24 protein-coding genes are annotated in these 21,957 nt (G+C 63.6%); 11 read left to right on the top strand and 13 right to left on the bottom strand.

What is annotated here, in order from left to right; translation table 11 throughout:
* The first annotated feature begins 65 nt into the window (after positions 1–65).
* The 5 genes from ONR57_RS15205 (at position 66) to ONR57_RS15185 (ending at position 4,580) form a co-directional block, all read left to right on the top strand.
* Positions 66–983, top strand: coding sequence for a S49 family peptidase (locus ONR57_RS15205; protein WP_265124366.1), 918 nt, complete (start codon positions 66–68; stop codon positions 981–983).
* A gap of 319 nt (positions 984–1,302) precedes the next feature.
* Positions 1,303–1,632: a rhodanese-like domain-containing protein gene (locus ONR57_RS15200; protein WP_265124571.1), complete on the top strand. Its 330-nt coding sequence runs from the start codon at positions 1,303–1,305 to the stop codon at positions 1,630–1,632.
* 269 nt (positions 1,633–1,901) lie between these two features.
* Positions 1,902–2,648, top strand: coding sequence for a DUF4328 domain-containing protein (locus ONR57_RS15195; protein WP_265124365.1), 747 nt, complete (start codon positions 1,902–1,904; stop codon positions 2,646–2,648).
* A gap of 45 nt (positions 2,649–2,693) precedes the next feature.
* Positions 2,694–3,599: a glycerophosphodiester phosphodiesterase family protein gene (locus ONR57_RS15190; RefSeq protein WP_265124364.1), complete on the top strand. Its 906-nt coding sequence runs from the start codon at positions 2,694–2,696 to the stop codon at positions 3,597–3,599.
* 30 nt (positions 3,600–3,629) lie between these two features.
* Positions 3,630–4,580, top strand: coding sequence for a DUF5926 family protein (locus ONR57_RS15185; RefSeq protein ID WP_265124363.1), 951 nt, complete (start codon positions 3,630–3,632; stop codon positions 4,578–4,580).
* A 68-nt stretch (positions 4,581–4,648) separates the two neighbouring features.
* On the opposite strand, the gene ONR57_RS15180 is transcribed toward ONR57_RS15185, so the two are convergent.
* From ONR57_RS15180 to ONR57_RS15155, 6 genes are all read right to left on the bottom strand, one after another.
* Positions 4,649–5,200, bottom strand: a complete 552-nt coding sequence (locus ONR57_RS15180) for a ferritin (protein WP_279347861.1) — start codon at positions 5,198–5,200, stop codon at positions 4,649–4,651.
* A gap of 125 nt (positions 5,201–5,325) precedes the next feature.
* Positions 5,326–6,630, bottom strand: a complete 1,305-nt coding sequence (locus ONR57_RS15175) for an LCP family protein (RefSeq protein WP_265124362.1) — start codon at positions 6,628–6,630, stop codon at positions 5,326–5,328.
* Positions 6,631–6,683: 53 nt separating this feature from the next.
* Positions 6,684–7,448 (bottom strand): LysR substrate-binding domain-containing protein, encoded by a 765-nt coding sequence (locus ONR57_RS15170; RefSeq protein ID WP_265124361.1) that lies wholly within the window; start codon positions 7,446–7,448, stop codon positions 6,684–6,686.
* A gap of 2 nt (positions 7,449–7,450) precedes the next feature.
* Positions 7,451–7,774, bottom strand: coding sequence for a SelT/SelW/SelH family protein (locus ONR57_RS15165; protein WP_265124360.1), 324 nt, complete (start codon positions 7,772–7,774; stop codon positions 7,451–7,453).
* 20 nt (positions 7,775–7,794) lie between these two features.
* Positions 7,795–8,583 carry a CPBP family intramembrane glutamic endopeptidase gene (locus ONR57_RS15160; RefSeq protein WP_265124359.1) on the bottom strand — a complete coding sequence of 263 codons (789 nt, stop codon included), beginning with the start codon at positions 8,581–8,583 and terminating at the stop codon, positions 7,795–7,797.
* Between the two features lie 60 nt (positions 8,584–8,643).
* The gene (locus tag ONR57_RS15155; protein WP_265124358.1) at positions 8,644–9,450 is read right to left on the bottom strand and encodes a DUF2470 domain-containing protein; all 807 of its coding nucleotides are present in this window, start codon (positions 9,448–9,450) and stop codon (positions 8,644–8,646) included.
* A 172-nt stretch (positions 9,451–9,622) separates the two neighbouring features.
* Between ONR57_RS15155 and pheA the strand changes: the two genes are divergently transcribed.
* Positions 9,623–10,540, top strand: coding sequence for a prephenate dehydratase (gene pheA / locus ONR57_RS15150; RefSeq protein ID WP_265124357.1), 918 nt, complete (start codon positions 9,623–9,625; stop codon positions 10,538–10,540).
* Positions 10,537–11,190, top strand: coding sequence for a histidine phosphatase family protein (locus ONR57_RS15145; RefSeq protein ID WP_265124356.1), 654 nt, complete (start codon positions 10,537–10,539; stop codon positions 11,188–11,190). The genes pheA and ONR57_RS15145 overlap by 4 nt, the downstream gene beginning before the upstream one ends.
* A gap of 20 nt (positions 11,191–11,210) precedes the next feature.
* Here ONR57_RS15145 and ONR57_RS15140 read toward each other — a convergent pair whose 3' ends face one another.
* From ONR57_RS15140 to ONR57_RS15120, 5 genes are all read right to left on the bottom strand, one after another.
* On the bottom strand, positions 11,211–11,957 hold the full coding sequence (locus ONR57_RS15140) for an ESX secretion-associated protein EspG (RefSeq protein WP_265124355.1): 747 nt from the start codon (positions 11,955–11,957) through the stop codon (positions 11,211–11,213).
* A complete protein-coding gene (locus ONR57_RS15135) occupies positions 11,954–13,201 on the bottom strand; it encodes a PPE family protein (RefSeq protein ID WP_265124354.1) in 1,248 nt (415 codons plus the stop codon). Before ONR57_RS15135 ends, ONR57_RS15140 begins: the two co-directional genes overlap by 4 nt.
* A 24-nt stretch (positions 13,202–13,225) precedes the next feature.
* Positions 13,226–13,534 (bottom strand): PE domain-containing protein, encoded by a 309-nt coding sequence (locus ONR57_RS15130; RefSeq protein WP_265124353.1) that lies wholly within the window; start codon positions 13,532–13,534, stop codon positions 13,226–13,228.
* A gap of 206 nt (positions 13,535–13,740) precedes the next feature.
* The gene (locus ONR57_RS15125; protein ID WP_265124352.1) at positions 13,741–14,091 is read right to left on the bottom strand and encodes a metallopeptidase family protein; all 351 of its coding nucleotides are present in this window, start codon (positions 14,089–14,091) and stop codon (positions 13,741–13,743) included.
* Between the two features lie 20 nt (positions 14,092–14,111).
* On the bottom strand, positions 14,112–15,272 hold the full coding sequence (locus tag ONR57_RS15120) for a septum formation family protein (protein ID WP_265124351.1): 1,161 nt from the start codon (positions 15,270–15,272) through the stop codon (positions 14,112–14,114).
* A 110-nt stretch (positions 15,273–15,382) separates the two neighbouring features.
* Here ONR57_RS15120 and serS point away from each other — a divergent pair, with 110 nt between their 5' ends.
* Complete coding sequence (gene serS, locus ONR57_RS15115) at positions 15,383–16,642, top strand: serine--tRNA ligase (protein WP_265124350.1); 1,260 nt, start codon at positions 15,383–15,385, stop codon at positions 16,640–16,642.
* A gap of 7 nt (positions 16,643–16,649) precedes the next feature.
* On the opposite strand, the gene ONR57_RS15110 is transcribed toward serS, so the two are convergent.
* Positions 16,650–17,165 carry a PaaI family thioesterase gene (locus ONR57_RS15110; RefSeq protein ID WP_265124349.1) on the bottom strand — a complete coding sequence of 172 codons (516 nt, stop codon included), beginning with the start codon at positions 17,163–17,165 and terminating at the stop codon, positions 16,650–16,652.
* A gap of 143 nt (positions 17,166–17,308) precedes the next feature.
* Between ONR57_RS15110 and ONR57_RS15105 the strand changes: the two genes are divergently transcribed.
* Genes ONR57_RS15105 through ONR57_RS15095 form a run of 3 tightly spaced genes read left to right on the top strand, consistent with a single transcriptional unit; the run spans position 17,309 to position 19,741 of the window.
* Positions 17,309–18,073, top strand: coding sequence for a 1-acyl-sn-glycerol-3-phosphate acyltransferase (locus ONR57_RS15105; protein WP_265124348.1), 765 nt, complete (start codon positions 17,309–17,311; stop codon positions 18,071–18,073).
* Positions 18,070–18,864 carry a 1-acyl-sn-glycerol-3-phosphate acyltransferase gene (locus ONR57_RS15100; RefSeq protein WP_265124347.1) on the top strand — a complete coding sequence of 265 codons (795 nt, stop codon included), beginning with the start codon at positions 18,070–18,072 and terminating at the stop codon, positions 18,862–18,864. The genes ONR57_RS15105 and ONR57_RS15100 overlap by 4 nt, the downstream gene beginning before the upstream one ends.
* A gap of 37 nt (positions 18,865–18,901) precedes the next feature.
* Complete coding sequence (locus tag ONR57_RS15095) at positions 18,902–19,741, top strand: HAD family hydrolase (RefSeq protein WP_265124346.1); 840 nt, start codon at positions 18,902–18,904, stop codon at positions 19,739–19,741.
* Positions 19,742–19,833: 92 nt separating this feature from the next.
* Here ONR57_RS15095 and ONR57_RS15090 read toward each other — a convergent pair whose 3' ends face one another.
* Positions 19,834–21,879 carry an N-acetylmuramoyl-L-alanine amidase gene (locus ONR57_RS15090; protein WP_265124345.1) on the bottom strand — a complete coding sequence of 682 codons (2,046 nt, stop codon included), beginning with the start codon at positions 21,877–21,879 and terminating at the stop codon, positions 19,834–19,836.
* Positions 21,880–21,957: the final 78 nt, after the last annotated feature.

Raw genomic sequence — 21,957 nt, 5'->3', positions numbered from 1 at the left:
ACGTCGCCTGTGAGCTATGACATCAGTGGGCGGCGAGGTATTCCCTACGCAATTACTCTGGCGGCATGTCGAAACTGAAGACGTTCCCCAAGCCGCTGGCCGCGAAGCTCTCCCCGGTGTTCGGTGGAGATGGGCGCGGTGGTGTGGTCGCTGTGGTGCGGCTGCACGGCATCATCGCGCCGGCGACCGGCGGATTCCCCCGGCACGTCGTATCCGCGGAAGCGATCGAGGAACAGCTGGTTCGGGCCTTTGAATGGGATCGGCTGAAAGCCGTGGCGCTGCTGATCAACTCACCCGGTGGTTCGCCGACGCAAAGCGAACTGATTGCTTCGCGGGTGCGACAGCTTGCGTCGAAACACAAGGTGCCTGTACTTGCGTTCTGCGAGGATGTGGCGGCTTCTGGGGGCTATTGGGTGGCGTGCGCGGCGGACGAAATCTTCGCGTCAGCGACGTCAGTGGTGGGTTCCGTCGGGGTGATCTCTGCGGGGTTTGGTTTCCAGGATCTGCTCAGCAAGGTCGGAGTTGAGCGCCGCGTGTACACCTCGGGCGACGAGAAGGCCAGGCTTGATCCTTTCGTTCCGGAACGGGCTGACGACGTCGAATGGCTCGCGGGACTGCAAGGCGAGTTGCACGCGATGTTCCGTGACTGGGTCATGGAGCGGCGTGGCGAGCGCCTAGCCGGCACCACAGGTGAGCAGAACCTGTTCAACGGTGACGTCTGGCTGGGCCGGGAGGCTGCGCGAATGGGGCTCATTGATGGTGTCGGATCTCTGCGCGATGTCGTCGAGAGAAAGTACCCGGGTGCTGACATCGAGTTCGTCGCTCCAAAGAAGCCCTTCTTCGCCCGACTGGGGATGCCGTTCCCTGATCCGTTCGGTTTTGATGCGGAACGTGGCGACGTTTCAGCGTGGTGCGCCGCTGCCCTCAACGGGGCTATTGATGCTCTTGAGGCCCGAGTGGCATGGGGGAGATTCGGGCGCTGAGCGCGACACGCCAAAAGCGTGCATTTTGGGTGAACCGTGCGCAACACACAGTTCACAGGCTGGTGACAACTCGCGGTGTGGACAGCGGTGAAGATGTGGATAAGTTTCGATCTTCCCAGGCCAAAGGCCCGAAAATCACTGAGTTATCCACCGAATCTGTGGACATCCCTGTGGATATTGTGGATAACTTTGCTAACTAATGTAAGCGGCATCACAATCCCGCGCCCGGGCGTGTTGTTTTGTTTAGGGCCGCTAGAGCGACGAGCGGTTTGTGGAAGGGAACGCGAGCACGTGTCAATATCGAAGTGTGGGTGAATCAGTGCGTTCGGTGCCGGTCGAAAGCGTCCCGGAAGAGTTGACGGAGTCCGTCGTGCTGCTCGATGTGCGCGAGCCAGACGAGTGGAACCAGGGTCACGCGCCCGGCGCGATCCACATCCCGCTTGCCGACGTGCCCGCCCGTGTCGACGAAGTCGACCCCGACGCGGAACTGTTCGTCATCTGTCGCAGCGGAGGCCGAAGCTACCGCGTTATCGAATGGCTGAGTCAGATCGGCTACGAGGCAACGAACGTCAGCGGGGGAATGGTCGCGTGGCAGAAGGCGGGCCGTCCGGTCGTGAGTGGAGATGGCTCCCCAGGCTGGGTGTACTGACAGGTGGGTCCGCAATGAGCTGGGAGCAGGCGTGTACCCGCTGCGGTGCGGTCTGGCCCATAGGTGACGTAGCTGCCATGTGGTGCCCGAGGTGCAACGGACGGCTCGCGGCGCCGCAGCGCACGGTTCCGGAGCACACCCAAGCTCGACCAGCGAGGCCTGCACCAGCCCCGCCGCTGGATCCCGTGCTGCGGCGCCCCGTGACGCACCGGTGGACCGCCGCATCTCCCGAGCCAGCGAGGCCGCCTGCGCCCACCCCGAGCAAAGTGGTGGCCAGCACGCCCACGCCGCGGATGGATGCGCACCCGACGTGGACGCTGTATGCGCAACCGCAGCGCGAAGAACCCAGGGAACCTCGTTTGCGTGTGTGGGGCAGCTACGCGGCCTCCTTCCTGACCGTCGCCGTCGGTCTGTACGCCGCAGCGGGGCTCGCCGAACTGTTCCGGTACGGCCTACTCGTCTACAACCGATCGCGGCTCGTGCCCGCGCCGCTTGTCTATGCATCCGATTTCGTCGTTGCTGTCACTGCGCTCGCTGCGCTCATCTGTGCCGTCATGGCAGCGGTGAGCGCCGCCTGCTGGCTAGTTGACTTCCGCCGCGAATGGTTCGCCAGCCTGGAGAAACGAGAGACCAGGACGATCCGTGAGCAGCTTGCCGGTTGCCTGGTGCCGGTAGTGACGCTCTGGTATCCGGGCACTTTGCTCAGCGAGATGCTCACCGATCAGCGAGCGCGAGCACTCTTCGGTGAGCGGAGCGGCCCGGTGCTGTTGCGCGTCCGGATATGGTGGGGACTCTGGGTTGCGACGTGGGTATGTCAAGGGTTGTCACTCGTGTGGCGGATATCGGCTGACACGATTCAAGCGCAAGCCAACGGTGTCGAGTTCGCCGCGTTTACCCACTTCTTGGCGGCAGCGTGCGCGGTGATGACCCTTGTCGTGATGCGCGAAATGGTGGCGCTTCGCACAAGCGGCCGCGCTCGTTCACGTAAACGCTGGGTCATCGCCGCCTCGCCGTAACCTCTGGCTGTTGCTCCGGTTGCATTGACCGGCGACGATGTTGGTGTGAAGACAGCTTTGCCCGGACGGCGCGGCGATCGTCCGGAAGTGGTGGCGCATCGCGGTGCGTCGGGTGAACGCCCGGAACACACACTCGCGGCTTACGAGCTGGCGCTTGAGCAGGGCGCCGACGGTCTTGAGTGCGACGTCCGCCTCACGAGAGACGGCCAGCTGATCTGTATGCACGATCGCCGGATCGATCGAACCTCGTCGGGCCGCGGTGTGGTCAGCACGCTGACGCTGGATGCCCTGCGCGCTCACGACTACGGCAGCTGGCATGCAGCCACCGCTGCGGCGCAGCGGACGTCGGCGGCGTACGGCGACCCGGACGTGGCCAACAGCCAGGTCGAACGATACGCCGAGCCTGCCGAGCCCCACTCCGTCCTGACACTGCGTGAGTTGCTGGCGCTGGTCGTGGATTTCCCGGCGCAGAAGACGCTCTTCATCGAAACAAAACACCCGGTACGGTTCGGCGGCCTGGTGGAAATCAAACTGATCGCCGAACTCCAGCGCTTCGGACTCGCCGATCCGGCGCACCCGGAGGCTCCCACCGTGGTGATCATGTCGTTCGCGCCCTCAGCGGTGTTTCGTATCCGGCGTGCTGCCCCCCGGTTGCCCTCGGTGCTGCTCGGTGAGAACTCGCGGTACCTCGGGGTCGCGCCGAGCGGCAGCGGCACGCCCACTGCGATCGGCCCAGCGATAAAGACGCTGCGCGAGCGTCCAGGCATCGTGGAGCGTGCACGGAAGGCTGGCCGCGCTACGTACTGCTGGACCGTCGACGATCCTGCCGACGTAGAGCTTTGCCGAGGCCTCGGCGTCCGGTGGCTGGCCACCAACTACCCGATGCGTACCATCGCGCAACTCGAAGCTGCTGAGCGGACCTCCGCGACACCCACGGGCAGTGGGAAGTAAAACTCTTACTGCGACCGGTAGGTTTGCGGTGTGGCAAAGAGAAGTAAGCGCAATTCAGCACCCAAAGAAGGCGGCAGCAGGCGAGCGGAAAAGCTCGCCCAGCGCCAGGCGCGGTTAGCGGAACTCCCCGCGCGGCGTCCATTCGAGGGGCTCGCGATGGAGTGTGACCTCGTGGCGCTGCGCGAGTTCGTGCCCTCCGCGGTGGCGGCCCTGCCGCTCGCGTCCAGCGTGGCGGAGCAGGCCGCGGGCAGACAGGTGTCTCTTGCGACCGTCCTGCCTGGTGCGGTCGCGTCCCTCGTGCGGAAGGTGGCAGCCGCGGGCGGCAGCGGTGAAGAAACTGAAGAAGCATTCGTTGCGCTGCAGCTTGCGGTCGCCAGCGATAACCCCGCTCGCGACCTCGCGGCCGCGACGCAATGGGTCCTCGACGCCGCGCCAGGGGCTTCGTTGCCCCGAGCGTCGGCCAGCGCCGAGACACCGCCTCTCAAGGAGATTATCGATGCGGATCGCCCGCTCGACATAACGGTGCACAACGATTTCAACTGGTGGATCCCGGAAGGCTCTGAGCCCGCTGCCGAGGTCGCCGCGGCGGTGAAGCGTGCAAATGAAGTGATCATGCCGTCAGCCCGGCTCGGCGTCGAGGGTATGTCCGCCGCATGGTGGGTGGATGCAGGTGAGAAGGCCCACCTGCGCTGGGTGCGCCCAGAAGCTGAGGAAGCACTGATGCGCGCACTAGCACGCCTCCACGCTCGCGGTGAACTCACTCTGGGAGAGGGTTCCCGTTTCGCTGGTTCGTTCCGCGCGCATGGGGTTCTGGTCCCGGTATTCGACCTCGATCCGGAGCCGCACCACGAGGAGTGGCTGGCGCCTACAGTGACGCTTCAGGAGCGGCTGCTGGACGCACTCGCTGACGAAACGCCACTCGATTCGGCGGAACGCCGTTCACGCGACGGCATTATTGGCCGGCAGGTCACGCTGCGCTGACGGCAATAGACGTCAAGAGCCCGGCACGAAATCGTGCCGGGCTCTCGTGCTTCAGGTAGCGAGCTGCCTCAGATGGCTCCGCCAGCAGCTCGCGGCGCGGTCGAATCCCCGCCGGAGGCGCCCATCTCCCGGTCGACGAAAGTCTCCAGGTCGAACAAGTTGCTGCCAGCGCGCTTCGCAACCGTGACGAGCGTGTCCATCGTGGCGACTTCCTCGACCTGTTCCTTCAGGAACCACTGCATGAACTGCTCGCCGACGTAGTCGCTTTCATCACGAGCGCTACTCGCGAGCTTCACGATCTGATCGGTGACTTCCTTTTCTTGAGCCAGCGCGAGTTCAAGCGCATCCAGGGCGCTGACGAAGTCATTTCGTACTGGCGCTACACCAGGAATATCGACGTGCTTACTCCGGTCGAGGAAGTATTGCACAATCATCAACGCATGATTGCGCTCTTCGTTAGCTTGCTGATAGAAGTGCTTGGCAAGTTGCGGAAGATCCTCATTGTCAAAGTAGACTGCGATAGCGATATACTGCTGCGAAGCGGTGAACTCGTGACCGATTTGCTCCCGCAGCAGTGCATTGAACTTGGTGTCGTCCATGTTTACCCCGTTTTCTGGCATGGTTCCAGAATAGCGATGCCGTAAAGCTCTGTCATCTCAGCCAGCCCTAATTTAGGCTAGTGTCCCCTCACTTGGGCGCAATTGTCGACCGCCTTTTTAATTAAGCCATTCCTTACTGCGGGAAATTATCCCGTAGTGATGAGCTCGGGCGGCAACGGCTCCCCGCGCGAGATGGCGCTCCAGAACCGGGGCGCATCCGTCACGTCCCAGTAGAGGACATTGCCAATCCCCGCGATATCTCCGAATCCGCCTACAGGAACGGTGGTGGTGACGGTTTCACCCCGTAGCGCGAGGCCTAGCCGGATCGCGTCGATAAGAGTGTCCCGTTCGTCGATCACCACGGCACCGGCCATTGCGCGTGCCAGCGGTATGCTCCGGAAGGGGTTGAGCAAGGTGGCTGGACTGGCCATTTTCTCAGAGAGCGCTGACATGAATTGCCGCTGATTGTTCATGCGGTCAAGGTCGGCGAGCGGGGTAGCCCGGCTCCGCACAAACCCGAGGGCTTCGCGGCCCGATAGTTTCTGGCAGCCAGCTGGTAAGTCAATTCCAGCTAAGGGGTCACTCATCGGATTTTCCAGACACATGTCCACGCCGCCGACTGCGTCCGTGATCCCCGCGAAACCGGCAAAACCGATTTCTACATAGTGATCAATGTGCACACCCGTTGATTCCTCCAGCGTCCGGACGAGCAAAGGTGCGCCACCGAAAGCGTACGCGGCATTGATTTTCTCGTAGCCATAGCCTGGAATTGGCACATAAGAATCGCGCGGAACGCTCACAAGTATCGCGTCACCACCGCGTGGTTTATGTACGAGGAGGATTGTGTCGGTGCGGTCCGGACCCGTATCCCCGCCAGTCGCCAATTCGGCTTCCTGTTCTGGGGTGAGACCGAGCCGACTGTCAGAACCGACGATGAGGAAGTTTGTTCCCGGCGTGTCACCGATCCGCCCTTCGTAGTCACTGAGAGCGTCGATGCGCGGCAGCGAGCGGTCGAGGAGCACACCGCCGAGGCCCGCGACGAATACCAGAAGCAGAAGGACGATGAGGACTGTGCGAAATGGCCGGCGGCGACGACTCCACTTGCGGCGTTGCGGCGGGGGTGGGGGCGCCACTCGGCGCTGCGGGGGAACGGCCGCCCACTGTCCTGCATGCTGGCGAGTGCGTGGCGGCTTGTTCGGAGGTGGTGGCGGCTGCTGGACGCGGCCGGGCTGTGCCGGGTAGGGCCGAGTGTGCGAACCTGGGGAATTTTGTGGCGCTTGCCAGGGGCCTGCCTGACCGCGTGGCGGTACTGCCGACCATGCCTGCTGCTCCGGCGGCACAGGTGCGGTGCGGCCGGGTTGCGGATACCGCTGAGGGGCGGGCCGACGACGCGGTGGGCGCTGTGAGTCGTCACTTCCCCGATTCGGGTATCCGCGGTGGTCGTCTGGCATGACACGACTCTACGCATCCTAAACACGTGAAAGATGTGATTCTTGATACTGCATTAATGGCGTCGCCGGGGCTTACGCCACCGAGCCCCATCCCTGTGCCGGGCGGTCGCGTTCGTGTGTTTCCGGCCACGTGACCGGGCCTCCGTTGCATGCTCGCCGGAGTCTGCGGCCCCGAGCCCCCGGCTTGACGTTGCGCGCCGGCCCTTCACAATGCCGACTATTTCTTCGAGCAGCGGATCGGAATCGGTGGTACGGGTCGCCAGCCAGGCGATTCCAACGCGCGCCACCGGACCATCATGGAGCGGGCGAACCGCGAGGTCTGGATCGCTGTACAGCCGCGCCAGCGAGTGGGGCAGCACGGTCACGCCCGTCCCTGTCGCCACCAGATCGAGCGCAGCGCGGGCGGTTTCCGGATGGTGTTCCTGCAGGGAACCTGGTGTGCCACCGGCCGCAGCCCAATCAAGCAGGTCGTCAAGTGGCAGCCATAGAGGTTCCGCCGATACGTCTTCCAGGGCCAGCGTCTCGGCTGCGGTGAGATAGTGGCCGCGTGCGACGACAGCGACGGGGGCTTCCTCATACAAGGGCACGACACTCAGTGACTGCCAGGCGGCCGTGCGCCGGAGCGAACTCGCAGTGGGAGGAATGCGGATCAGCGCCGCGTCGAGTGCGCCACCGATAACACCGTCGAACTGGTGCGCAGTCTGAACCGGCACGAGTTCGAGCGGAATACTGGGCAGGCGCTCCGACCAGCGCCGCGCCCACTTCGCTGGCGTCGCGCCGGGAACGTAGCCGAGCGAGAACGAAGCCGCCACAGTCATCGTCACGCACCCGGCTTCGGCGATTGGTCGCTATGACCAAGACTTCGTGTTGGTGCCACGACATCGCGAACACGTTGCTTCAGTACGGTGATCTCCGGAAAGCCACCATTATTGGCTCTATCCCATACGCGCTCCGTGCCCACGTCGATGGTGAACGTCCCGCTCGGGCCAGGGCGTAAAGCGACCTCGCTGACATCCCCATGAAAGGTCGTTAGCAGTTCTTGGGACATCCATGCAGCACGCAGCAGCCAGCCGCACCGGACGCAATAGGTGATCACGATGCGCGGCCGGGCCACAGCGCGCGGCTGCGGTGTCGATTCGCTCATGGGTCCAGTATCGGTCAGCGTCATCGCGAGGTGATAAGGCTGTAGCCGACGAATGCCACGATGTCGATCACAGCGTGCGCGAGAAACAGCGGCCACACCCGGCCCGCTGTCTGGAAGTAACGGGCGAACACAATCCCCATCACGATATTTCCGCCGAACGATCCCACGCCCTGGTACAGGTGATAACTGCCCCGGAGGAGTGCTGAGACGGCGAGGGCGATGTTCGGGCCGACACCAAGCTGACGCAGGCGGATCAGCAAGTATGCGACGACGATGAGTTCTTCCGCTGCCGAGTTCGCGATTGCGGAAGCGATCAGCATAGGCATTTGCCACCAGCTGTCCTGCAGTGCGCTGGGAACGACCTCGAGGGTGATGCCGAGGGCGCGTCCGGCGGCGTAGAGGCCGAGGCCCGGCAGGCCAATCAGCGCAGCGAGAGCGATACCGAGCCACACGTCCGACACGCGCAGCCGCCATTGCCTGCGCAGCCATGTGGCTGCACCCGTTCGCCACAGCAGGAATATGGCGAGCCCGGCCCACGCGAGCAATCGCAACACCAGCAGTGTGTTGCGGGCGAAATCGACAAGTGCGGAGTCGGAGCGCGTGGCGTTGAGCGCGACGGATTGTTCAGCGATCGGCGTTGGCGCCAACAGCGCCTCGATTAAAGTGAGGAAGCTGAATAACCCCTGGATGCCCAGCGTGATGAAGACGACGAGGCCCACTTCGATCCATAGCAGCCGTCGCGCGCGAGGGTCGGGTTCCGGCGCGGGCAGGTGGCTCTGGTCAGGTTTGAGCCAGCGGGTGATGCTCACTCTGTCCCAAGCTAGCAGCAGTGCTCTAACCGGCAGCGGATTGCCTGCTGCAGGGGTGCGTTATTGCCGGCGTGCGCGAAGCCCATTGAGAAATGGACAGCCCATAAGGGCCCGCAGGGCCTGATTGAGTTGCTCTGGGGTACTAACAGGGGCCGGGAATGCGATCCGGATGTCTTTGTCCTCTATGTTCCCCGTGGCGTCACTCGTCTCGAAGCAACCGTGCTCCACGCGCAGCCGCAGACCGAAGCGGTCGAGTCCGAGCGGTTTGATAGTCCCGGCCCGAACGGACGGCGGCAGCTTCCGCGTGATCATTTCCAGCATCTCGGAATGGTCGCTGTCGAGGTGCCGCAGCCAGCACGTTTCAACCTGGCAGAAGGGATCGGGTCGCGCGGCGGCGAGGGCATCGGAGGCCACGGCCTCGGCGCCGGAATGATCGGCGACGACAGTCGACACTATCGCCAGGTGCAGCAGGGTCATTGTGTGGCCGACATCGAGAAGCGCGACGGCTGGTTCGGTTTCAGCGATACGTGCCGCTGTCGAAATCATGGAATCTGGGTCGACTGCGGTGAGTTGACCACGAATCCACACGAGTGCCCTGACGGGTTCACGCAACTGAATGGGAGCTTCGTCGATGAGTTCGAGAACCGCGGGGGTTCCGCTGACGCCAGACTGCCATGCCAGAGCAGTCGCCGCGCTTTCGTCGGGCAAGGCGAGGATCATGCCGCCGCTGCCGTCGAAATGATGGACGGAGGTCGCGACGGGATCAGCACCGTCGATCGCGAGAACAGCGTTGCGTGCGCGCGCGAACGCGGACCGCACTCGTTCGGCGGCATCAGGACCAAAGGTGACGGGTGGACGTTGGATCATTGAGCGAACCCTCCTCGCTAGGTGAGGTAAGGCTAACCAATTTAGCGCAGGGTGTGCAATGGGAGGCCCAAAAACACGCGGGAAGCGCTCCGTCCCCCATGCGACCGGCCCCGAGTGCGACTGGTGCCCATCTTTCCTGCCGGAACCCCAGCCGCAACGTACGCTCTATTGCGTGCAGCGAATCTCCTACTTCGGACCAGCCGGAACGTTTACCGAGGCAGCGCTAGTGCAGATGGAAGCGCTAGGCACGGTACATGGAGAGGCAGAGCACATCTCGGCCGCAAGCCCGCCCGCCGCGCTCGACATGGTGCGGTCTGGCCAGGCAGATATGGCTTGTGTGCCCATAGAAAGCTCTGTTGAAGGCCCGGTGGTGCCGACATTGGACGCGCTTGCCCGTGGAGATCGCCTGCAGATCATCGCAGACACCGAACTCGCGATCGCGTTCGCAGTAGCCGCCAGGCCCGGCACAGTACTTGCCGACGTTCGGACGGTGGCGGCATATCCGGTCGCGGCAGCGCAGGTGTCCGCGTGGCTGGACACAAAGATGGGGCAGGCCAAGCTCGTCCCGGCAGCTTCCAATGCGGCTGCAGCCGATGATGTCGCGGCGGGCCGCGCCGACGCGGCAGTGTCTACGACGCTAGCTGCCCGGCAGCGCGGCCTCGAGGTACTTGCGGATGAGGTGGCGGACGTCGAAGGTGCCCGGACAAGCTTCGTCCTCGTGTCCGCGCCCGTGCCGCCGCCTCCGCGCACCGGCCGCGACCGCACGTCGATCGTGCTCAGTCTGCCGAATGAGCCCGGTTCGCTGGCGAAAGCGATGAATGAGTTCGCACTGCGCGGTATCGATTTGAGCCGGCTTCAGTCGCGCCCTACCCGCACCGGCATGGGTACATATCGTTTCTACCTCGACTGCATCGGCCATATCGACGATCCGGCTGTGGGTGAAGCATTGAAAGCTCTCCATCGCGGTGGCGGGGACGTGAGGTTTCTGGGATCCTGGCCGACAGTAGTGGCAGGAGGGTGTCCGCCTCCTGATGACAGCGCAGCATCGGCGTGGCTCGAGCGGGTACGCCGGGGAGATAGGACGCTATGAGTGGGCGCTTGGTACTGGTCCGGCATGCGGAGTCGGAATCGAACATCCTCCAAAAACTTGATACCCGGCCGCCGGGAGCCGCGCTGACAGCACGTGGCAAGGAGCAGGCCAGCGCGCTCGCGAGGACCGCTCGCTCCTGGCAGGCGGACGTGCTGATCAGTTCCATCGCACTCCGCGCGCAGCAGACGGCCGAGCCGCTCGTGCGAGCAACCGGCCGGGAACTGCAGATTGTGGAAGGTATCCACGAAATCCAAGCGGGCGAACTCGAGGATCGGGCGGATCGCGAAGCGCACGAGCGATACCTTGAGGCCTATGCTGCCTGGCTGCATGGTGACCCCTCGGTGCGCATCCCGGGCGGTGAATCAGGTGAGGAAGTGCTGCAGCGATACCTCCCGATTGTCGGCGAACTCCGCGACCGTTACGTATCTCAGGGTGGGACAGTCGTTGTTGTGAGTCACGGTGCGGTGATCCGGTATGTCGCTGCCCAGCTGTCGGGCGTGACACCAATGTTTGCGATCATGAACCGCCTGAGGAACACCGGAGCCGTCGAACTGCAGACCACGAGCGATGGCTGGGAACTCGCGCGCTGGGGTGAGCTTCAGGCGCCCTTCACCGACGTTGCGGAACAGGTCCGTGACGTTATGGGCTGAACAGCAGCCAAGAGTCCGCATCACCCGCACATTCGCCGCAAGAGCGAAGTGATGCGCGCTTCGTCGCTCCCGCACAGCGTGAGCCAGGCCGAGCCGCCCTGTCCGGAAGGCACCGTCATGAAGCGGCCAAAGCTGCTATCGAAAATTCCAGCGACTAGCTGATCGGCGTGCGGCGGGCCCGCGGTGACTTCGGTCATCGCGGTGATGCGTGTGAGGCCCGCGCTGTACGTGCGTGCGTCACGTGGTGCCGCGCCGATCTGCCGCAGCGCCGACTCCGCCGGCAAGACAGCAGTGCCCGAACCCAGCGCGTTTACTAGGGCTTCGCGGGGCGCTCGCACGTCACCAGCTCGTATTGAAGGTGCCCGTCCAAGGTAGCGGCGCAGAGGAGCAATTACTGAACCAGTTAGCTCCGAGATTCGAACCACGTCGCCTGTGCGCACCGCAGCAACCGGCACCACCTGTAGCCGGTCACTGCGGGCCAGTACGAAGCGCTCCGGCTGCAGCGCGGTTACGCGCCGCACCGACACTAAGTGGCTGGCTGCCCCCAGCGTCCGAAGCCACCCGGCGAGCTGTGGGTGAGCGTAGCCGTCCACAATCAGCCCTCGCTCCATGAGCGCGCTGATGTGATATTCGCTAGCGCTCGCGAGTGGTATTTGCAGGGCGACGGGAAGCTCGTCGAGGCCAGTATAGGTTTGCAGCGCCGCCAGTTCAGAGACAGTCAGGGTGACGTCAGTGAGCTGATCAGCGAGTCGGTTCGTCAGTATCATCGATCACCCTCGTGGGCGCCGATAACAGGTGGACAGACGAGGCGACCGCTTGCGCCGGAATCGAACGGATCCACAGGCCGGCGCGCGGGCGTGACACGAACCTCATCGTCATCGTGCGGCGCAAACCTGCCCGCAACTGGTGGAGCCCCGGGGAAAACGGCGGGTTCACGGCCGATCGCATGTGCCGACAGTCGCGCCAGTGAAGCCTGAGCCGCAGCTGTCCTGGAGCGGTCAGCACTACCCGCTTCGCCGCGCGGCACCATTGCTGAATCTGGTGACGCGCCGCTCGTACTCCCGACCGCGCGCAGGCCCGCCGCTGTGCCCGCTGGGACATTCGCGGCGGTGACCGCTGTCGCTGTCGCCGGTTGCGGTGCACGTAGGACCGGGCTCGCCGAACTCGCCGTCACCACGCCGGTCGGCGCAGAAAGCACCCCGGCGCTCGTCGGTCCCGCCGCACGCACGACGAGGCCAGCTAACCCAGCGGCGCCGTGAGCGGCGTGTGAGAACTGAACCGTTCCCTGCGCCGTCGCAGCGAGTTGTGCCGGACTTACGGGTAGTGACACGGTCCCGCCGCCCGCACCGGGGACAGCGGTTACTGCTTGGGCTTGAACGACGCGAAGTGCATCACCGCTGTGGAGCCCGGAATGGGATGGTGTTCCGGACAGGGCTGGACCGCTGGGCGCGTTCGCCGCGCGGATTTCCCCCTCGGAATTGAGCGCCACGACAGGCGGCTGTGCGAACTCGACCTCAACTGCAACCGGGCTGCACGCCGCCTCGTAGGCGTGCATCGCGGCGGCTGCTCTGATATCGAGTGCACGCTCCATCGTCTCGCCGGCGGCGGTAAGTCCACCCGCCACACCTGGAGCCGCCGCCCCGGCAGCCTTCATCGCGTGCGCGGCGGCAATTTCAGCCTCAGTGGGCATCGCGACATCGGTGACACTATATGCGGTCGCGCACACGCGAGCCTGGGTTGCCGTAGCAGTCGATGCGGTACTCACCGCCAGCAGCCACGCGTTCATTTCCCCGATGCTCGTCAGGGCACGCTGAGCGGCTGCGCCGCTCCAGTTCTCGCTCAGCAGCGCCATCACCTTGGCTGTCTCATCAGCTGCCTCAGCGAAAGAACCACCTAGATCGGCCCAAGCGGTCGACGCAGCCAACATTGGCGCCGAGCGTGCGCCGCTGCGCAGCTCGGTGGCGAGGCGCACCACCCGGCGCAATATCCAGGCAACACCAGTGAATCCCATTGTGTTCTCCCCCTGGGAACGTCGTTACGAATGTGCGTTGAGCGCGCTGCTGAAGCCGTGATCTTCTTCCGCATACGCTGCTGCTATGCGCGTCAGCGCGTCCGCGGTAGCACGCATTTCAGTGGCCGCGGCTTCGGTGCGCTGCGCGATGCGTCCCGCGGCCGAGCTGCTCCAGCGGGCGGCTGCGGCGGATACCTCATCAATGCCCGCGGGCAGCGGACGCAGCGCAGACGCGTTTCGCGATAAGGCAGATGTGAGAAAGCAGGCCAGGGATGTGAGGCGCTGTGCAGCCTCGCGGAGCGTTTCTGGGTTCACGTATAACTCATCAGACACGGGCCCCTCCCTGGGCATTCTCTTGAGCATGTCGCACAGCGCTCGGTGACGCTGGCAACACTCGACAACGGCGACAGCCCGAGAGGGACGAACCGTCGATCACAGGCTTACTGAAGACCGACGCAGCAGCGGCTCATTCGGTTCCAGCCGTGCGGAAAAATTCTCAGGAGGATTCCAGGTGCTGATGGCGGCCGAGATCCGACCGATCAGGCCCAGCCCAGTTCGTGCAGGCGGTCGTCGTCGATACCGAAATGATGAGCGATCTCGTGGATCACCGTCACCGCGACTTCGTGCACAACCTCATCCTCTGAGGAGCACATGGTGAGTAGCGCGTCACGGTAGATCGTAATCGTGTCAGGCAGGTTGCCTGCATAAAAAGAATCCCGCTCCGTGAGCGCGACGCCGTGGTACAAACCCAACAGATCGGGTTCCTCATCGTTGCGCGCCTCGACGAGCACGACCACGTTATCTACCGCCCGCGCGAGTTCCTCGGGGACAAGATCGAGTGCGTCGGAAACAAGCTCCTCAAACCGCGACGCGGTCATCGATACAGGCATCCAGTATCTCCTCGTGCGGGTCAGTTCCCGGGACTAGGCTCCGCATCTGCCGGGGGATTGTCATCACCTGGTGCATCGATCTCACCAGGCGGACGACCGTTGATTGTGATCTCTTCCCGCGCGGAACCAATAATTGTGGCAAACCCGGCGCCGTCTACCTGCGCTCCAACCGCGCAATTCACCGTTCGGCTACCCGCGAGCCAGCTCGACAGAGGACGGGTATCCCAGAACGCGGTGAGACGAAGCTCGTCCAGCCGCTCGGGCGCACCCAGATACTCTGCGGCGAGCTGGCGGCAGCGCTCGTCGAGGAAACGGTCCTGATCCTCTGTAGAGGGGTAGTTGTCTCCGAACTCGTCGGCCAAGTTCACCACACCGACAACCTCGAACGCGTGCGGATCAGCGCAATCAACTGGATCGGTCGGGATGTCATGATCAATCCCGATACACACGCCAGGTTCCCAAGTCACCGACTGGTCCTGGTCGGCAGCATGTCCACGCACGGCAAACACCTGCCCGGTCGTTCCCACGTTCTGAACGCCGCAGCGGATCGTTCGCTCACCAGCGTTCCATCCGGCCTCACCCGGGTTGATCAAGTTGACGCTGAATTTGCCCCGCGGGTCGAAACGCTCGCCGAGGTAAGTGGCCACCGCGGGTTCGCACACGTGGGTGCGCAACTCCGCAAACCGAAGCTCATTAGGAAACTCGGCGTCAGGTCCGAACTCGCGGCCGGGGAACTGCGCCAAGTCGATCGCGGCGGCGACCTCAAAGCGGTGCTCTTCAGAACACTCGACGAGCGTCAAGTCGCTAACGTCGCCCTCGTCCCACGTGAGGCAGTCCCCAGCCTGGGCTGCACCGAAATCCTCACCGGCAACAGCGCCGGTCTCAGGCGCGGCGACCGTAGTCAAAGACGGCTCATCCTCCTGATCGGCAGCTTCACGGGTGAGGACATAACTCGTCACACCACCAGCGATGAGAATCAGCAGCACGACAAGGGCGGCGATCCGGGGACCCTTCTTCGACCGATTCGGCGTCACCGGCTCGACAATGGGCCCCGGCGGCGGATCAGGTTCGCCCGCCGGAGGCGTATCACCGGGCTCTGAGCCCGCGCCCGTGGCTGGCGCCTGTTCGCTCGCGGCCTCGTCGCCACTCTGCTCGTCACGCTCATCCTTGTCGTTGCTCATCGGCATCTATGATGCACGCATTTGTCGCTGGGGACGAGTGCGCCGCCGCCGTGGCTGTCCGCACACGCTCAATTCAGGGATTCACCTGCCGCACGTTAGTGTTGAGAGCTGTGATCGACCTCAAGTTCCTCCGTGAAAATCCAGAAGCGGTGCGCGCTTCCCAGCAGGCGCGTGGTGAAGACGCACACCTCGTCGATGCGCTCCTGCAAGCAGATGCGGAGCGGCGCGCAGCAGTCGCGTCGGCAGACACGCTGCGTGCCGAACACAAAGCTCTCGGCAGGAAAATCGGAAAAGCTGCCCTGGAGGAACGCGCCGAACTGCTCGCGGAAGCATCCAAGCTCGCACAGCAAGTGAAGGACGCCGAAGCTGCGGAAAGTGCCGCTAACGAGGAGATGCACACCGCGCACCGCGCGATCTCGAACATCGTGCACGCCCAGGTGCCAGTCGGTGGAGAAGACGACTTCACCGTGCTTGAAACGGTGGGGCAACCAGCAGAGATTGAGAACCCGAAAGACCATCTCGAGCTCGGCGAAGCACTCGGCCTCATCGACATGGAACGCGGCGCGAAGGTTTCGGGTTCGAGATTCTACTTTCTCACCGGAAACGGGGCGCTGCTCCAGCTCGGACTGCTGCAGCTCGCGGTTCAGAAGGCAGTCACCGCCGGTTTTACCCCGATGATTCCCCCAGTGCTCGTACGGCCCGAAGTGATGGCTGGCACCGGTTTTCTCGGCGCACACGCTGCAGAGGTGTACCACCTCGCCGATGACGATCTATACCTAGTCGGCACCTCCGAGGTTCCGCTTGCTGGCTACCACTCAGGCGAAATTCTCGACCTCTCCCAAGGCCCGCGCAGATACGCAGGGTGGTCCTCGTGCTTCCGGCGCGAGGCTGGCAGCTACGGCAAGGACACCCGCGGGATCATCAGGGTCCATCAGTTCGACAAAGTCGAAATGTTCACCTACTGCCGGCCCGACGAGGCCGAAGCTGAACATGCACGGCTGTTGAACTGGGAAAAAGAAATGCTCGCCGCCATCGAGGTCCCGTACCGGGTGATCGATGTCGCCTCCGGTGACCTCGGTTCCTCCGCCACACGCAAGTTCGACTGTGAAGCCTGGATCCCCACGCAGCAGACGTACCGCGAACTCACCTCGACCTCTAACTGCACGACCTTCCAGGCGCGCCGACTCAGCATCCGCTACCGGGATGACAACGGCAAACCCCAGATTGCCGCGACACTCAACGGCACGCTCGCTACCACGCGCTGGATCGTTGCTCTGCTCGAGAACCACCAGCAGCCCGATGGCAGCGTCAAAGTCCCAGCAGCGCTCGTTCCGTTCGTCGGCCGGGAAGTTCTCGAGCCCCGGTCATAACGGCAGTTCAGCTACCGTCCGGTCGCAGAATCATGCACCGGGCGGTAGCGCTCGCGAGCAGACGGCCGTCCGCATCGGTGATCTCCGCCCGCGCCGTCGCCGTTGTTCGCCCAGTGTGCTCCGCGAACCCGACAGCATTGATGGTTCCTGTTTCCTCAGTGACAGGCCGCAAGAACCTGATGTTCAAATCCAGCGTCGTGTAGCCCACTGCCGCCGGCAGGGTCGTGCTGATCGCGAAACCCATCGCCGAATCGGCGATCGCGCCGATAGCGCCACCATGAACTGACCCCACCGCGTTGTAGAGAAACTCAGCGGGCGCTAATTCGATCGTCGCCGAACCCTCGCGCGCTTCCGTCACCCGAAAGCCCAAGGTGTGTGCAATCGGAGAATGCTCGATGTCGCCCGATGCGAGGGCCGAAACAAACTCCAGGCCACTCAATTCCCAATGCTGATTCCGCACCGCGAGCGGATCGATCCAGGAGTACTCGCGGTCGCGTCTCTTCTCGGCGCTCTCTGACGTCATAATGCAACATTGTTCCCCACATGCCCCAGCCGCGGGCTCTCCTCCTCCGAAGGACTCGCACCAAGACGTCCTCCTCCGAAGGACTCGCACCAAAACGTCCTCCTCCGAAGGACAGTGCCCGAGTTGACCGTTAGGCTAGTGCCGTGGAACTCGTTTACGGCCCAGTCGTTGCCTTCGCGAAAAGCCTCTTCCGTTTCCAGGGACTTGACTTCACAGTCACCGGATCCGAGAACATGCCGGAAAAAGGGGGAGCTGTGATCGCGCTCAACCACACCGGCTACCTCGACTTCGCTTATGCGGGCTGGGCGATGCTGCCCGCCAAGCGATACATCCGCTACATGGCGAAGAAGGAAGTTTTCGACAATCGCATCACCGGGCCAATCATGCGCGGCTGCAAACACATCCCCGTAGATCGTGTGGAAGGCGCTGGTGCGTACCAAGCTGCGGTCCGCGCGCTGCAGGATGGCGAACTGGTTGGCGTCTACCCAGAAGCGACGATCAGCCGCAGCTTCGAACTAAAAGAGTTCAAGTCAGGCGCCGCGCGAATGAGTATCGAAGCCGGAGTGCCGATCATCCCCATCGTCGTGTGGGGCGCCCAACGTGTGTGGACCAAAGGCCACCCCAAGCGACTGGGCCGCACCAAGACGCCCATTCTTGTCTCCGTAGGAAAGCCAATCGAGCCGTTCGAGCCCGCAGCGGAACTCACTGCCCAGCTCAAAACTGTTATGCAGGAAATGCTGCTGGAGGCGCAAGAACAGTACGGCCCCCACCCCGAGGGTGAATACTGGGTGCCGAAACGATTGGGCGGTTCAGCGCCAAGCCTGGAAGAGGCTACCGAAATGGACCGGCGTGACGCGGAGGCTCGCCTGGCGGCCAGAAAGGCGCGGGACGAAGCGGGCCAGCAATGATCAGAAAGGCCCGCGGACTTCTCGCGGATTTGGCCTACATTCTCGCGTACGGTTTCTTCGTCGTCCTGGCGTACAGCATCCGCGCTTACCAGGGTGTACGGCTTACGATGGTGGGGATTGAGAACATTCCCCGCACCGGCGGCGCGGTCTACGCCATCAACCACACCGGGTACATGGATCCGATGTATGCAGGGTTCGGGCCGCTGCGTGCTCGCAGGGCCATTCGCTACATGGCGAAAGACGAGCTGTGGAGCACCCGCGTGACGCGCTCCATGGTTACGCTGACCAGGACAATCCCCGTAGATCGTGAAGCCGGGTCGGCCTCCTACCAGGCCGCGGTCGACGCGCTTCGCGACGGTGCTTTCGTGGGCGTTTTTCCCGAAGCGACGATCAGCCGCAGCTTCGAACTCAAGGAATTCAAGAGCGGGCTTGCGCGAATGGCAATTGAGGCCGGCGTTCCAATTATCCCGGCTGTCCTCTGGGGCAGCCAGCGCATCGCGACGAAAGGGAAGCCAAAAAACCTGCACCGGTCCCGTACGCCGGTCCGGCTCCACGTCGGGAAGCCCATTTCTCCTGGTCAGACACCTGAGGAGCTGATGGCCGAGGTTCGCGAGAGCATGCAAGCTCTGCTCGACGAAGCACAAACACAGTATGGCGACCACCCTGCAGGGGAGTGGTGGGTGCCGAAACGGCTCGGTGGCGGCGCGCCGACACTGGAGGAAGCAACCCAGTTGGATAACGAGGAAATCGCCGCTCGGAGAGCACGCAGAGAGCGTAATCCCGGCGCCTGAATACGTACCGGCTCGCAGTACCGGGCAGGATGGTACCGTGACTTCTCTTCCGCACCGGCCCACGGAGCCACCTCGCCTCATTGGTTCAGACGTTGACGGCACCCTCGTCGACGATGACGAGCGCATTAGTGCGCGCACGAAGAACACCCTCGCTTCGGTCGTTGCAGACGGTGCGGACTTCGTGCTGGCGACGGGGCGGCCACCCCGGTGGATCGCGCCGATTGTCGATCAGCTAGGGTTCGCGCCGCTAGCTGTGTGCGCCAACGGGGCGGTCATCTACGACAGCGCCACCGATCGCATCCTCACCGCGAACACACTTGACGTCGACACGTTGATGTGGCTGGCCGACTGCGCGCTCAAAGCTATTCCAGGATGCGGGCTGGCTGCGGAGCGTGTCGGCCGCAGCGCGCATGACGCCGCGAGCCCGCAATTCGTCAGTGCCCCCGGATACGAACATGCCTGGCTCAATCCCGACAACGTCGAGCTATCGACACACGAGGTGCTCTCCGCCCCGGCCATCAAGCTGCTTGTCCGCAAAGTGGGAACAGCCAGTGCCGACTTGCGGGCAGCCCTGCTGCCGCTCGTCGGCGATCGAGCGCACGTTACTTACTCAACGAATCACGGGCTCATCGAGCTGTCTGCGCCCGGCGTAACGAAGGCTTTGGGGCTGTCATGGGTCGCCAATCGGCTGGGCAGGTCGCCGGCCGAAACAATAACCTTCGGTGACATGCCGAATGATGTCCCGATGCTCACGTGGGCGAGCTACGGCGTTGCGATGGGCAACGCTCACCAAGACGCCATAGGCGCCGCGAACGAAACGACGAAGAATAACAACGACGACGGGGTCGCGGTCGTGCTCGAGCACTGGTGGGGCTGACCCGGAACTGCAGGGCGCATACGAAAGGGATGGCTGCGCGTTATCGCACAGCCACCCCTTACGCGTTACTCCGCGAGATCAATCAGGATGCATCATCCCTCCGCGGGTGCCTCACCGGTTTCGGTGGCGGCAAGGTGGACGTCTACCGTTCCAGCAGCGGCATCGAATACCAGGTAGCCGTTCTGGAAATTCGTCCGGATACCTTCGGGAACTGTGAACTCCTCAGTGATGGGGAGTCCCAGTTCGGACTCTTCGGCACCCAGCGCCGCCCACTTCTCACCGATCGCACCCCAGACTGCCCGTGCACCGGTGTCCTCGGACCAATAGATGGTGCCGTTCTCGAAGCGGGCGTGGCGGACGCCCTCGGATGAATCACTGATGCCATCAACGACCCGACCGAGAAGGCCTTCCACACCGCCTAGTGTGTACCAGCGCCGCGCGATCTCTTCGCCGACCGTGTCGTTCGCCTGGGCACGCAGCTGCGCCAGCAGATTAGGGAGCTGCGTGTCAATTGAACTCAGCAGTTCGCTGGAACTCCAGCCATCGTTCGCCCGGACCGGGGGAGCGACCGAGCCGCCACCGTTTGACGGGGGCGTGGTGGGTGGAGTGGTGGGGGGTGTGGTCGGAGGTGTGGTCGGGGGTGTCCCGTTGTCTCCGTCGCCTGGTGGGTTCGGATTCACGCCGCCTGCACTCTGCTGATACTGCGACGCTATGCTCCGGATCGTATCCATCTGCTGGTAGCCGAGGTTGCCTGGGCATTCGGTGTAACCGACGTCGCGGTGGGCGAAGATGTTAGGCAGCCGAACTGACTGGCCGTAAGGGATCCACGTAAACGAAGTGCCCTCGGAGTAGTGCAGCGAGTTTCCGGTCGCGCTGAGGTTCTCCAAAGCGAGCCGCCAGCCAGCCAGTTTCGCGAGCGCTTCCACCTGGGCGCGCGGCGGCGAAACGTTGCTGTAGTGACCGATCATCGAGTACCCAGCAGTGTTGATGTTGAAGCCACCGGTGTGTGCGCCCTGCAGGTCGCGGTCCAGGCCCCCGAAGCGGCCTTCGAAGATGCGGCCGTACTTGTCGACAAGAGCGTGATAGCCCACGTCGCACCAGCCGAGAGTCTGTGCGTGGTACGCATAGATGCCACGAACGATCTGAGCTGACTGATCTTGCGTGTAGTTGTTGTTACCCGCGGTGTGGTGGACTACGACGGCTCCGAGCCCGCCGTTGACGCGCGGTGATCCGCAACGAATGTTCTCATTCGCACCCCACTGCGCGCGGCTGATCACAGTCGGCCGCGGAGGCACGCCGGCGATGTCGACCGGTTCCGCCACGTCTGAGGGGGCGTCCGCAATGGGGGCCCGGCTCGGGCGGACAAGGATGGCTGTCAGGTTTTCCGCGGTGCCATTGCGCTCCGGCGCAGGGGGCTGCGCGATGAGCGGACGGGAGATGTCCGCTGGCTCATCCAGAGGGGCCTCCTCCTCGGCGGGCGCTGCTTCCTCGGCCGGTACCTCAGCGTCGGGCGCTTCGCCAGGAGCTGCCTCCTCCGCGGGTGCTTCCTCAGGTGCTGCTTCTTGGGGCAGTTGTTCAGCTGCTGACTCGTCACTCGGCGCAGCGTCTTCGGGCGCGATCGGCTCGCTGGGCTCCGTGTCCCCGTTCAGCACAGGGTTGACTTTGCCGCCGATACTGATCTGGATGCGGGTGGTGTCGCCAACGAAGACGACCTCACTGGCGTTGCCAGAGTTGTCTTCCTCGGCGGTGTCAATGTTGACGGCATCGACGGGATCGATCTCGAACCACTCGGTCCAGGATTCGTCTTCGAGCTGGGCGCGGACCCATGCGTCAGGGTCGCCGGCTCCCTCCCACGTCAGGCCGAACATGTTGAACGGAGTCTCTTGAGCGATCTCACGCACAATGGGTTCGCCATCAGAGATGTGGCCCGGGGCACCACCGATACCGGTGATCGCTGACGTCGTCGCCGGCGTGATCGGCACCTCTTCGATCGAGGTGGGCTCGTATTCGGTCTCATCAGCAGTATTGATAACGCTGGGACTGTTGCTCGTGTATCCGATACCTGCTAGCGAGCCAGCAGCAGCGACACCGGCGGCAACACTCAGCGATAGCCATCGTTTCGGGTGGTGTTTCGGCAACGCAGTGACTCCCTTGATCTGCGGTCTGGTCGCTTTGCGTGACGTCGTGTCGGCTCCATCGCGTATACCGGAACACCC

It is taken from the genome of Hoyosella sp. YIM 151337 (assembly GCF_026041215.1).
Classification (GTDB): Bacteria; Actinomycetota; Actinomycetes; order Mycobacteriales; family Mycobacteriaceae; genus Hoyosella.
Note: the sequence above shows the minus strand (reverse complement) of the source record. Positions and strands in the feature narration are given on the sequence as shown.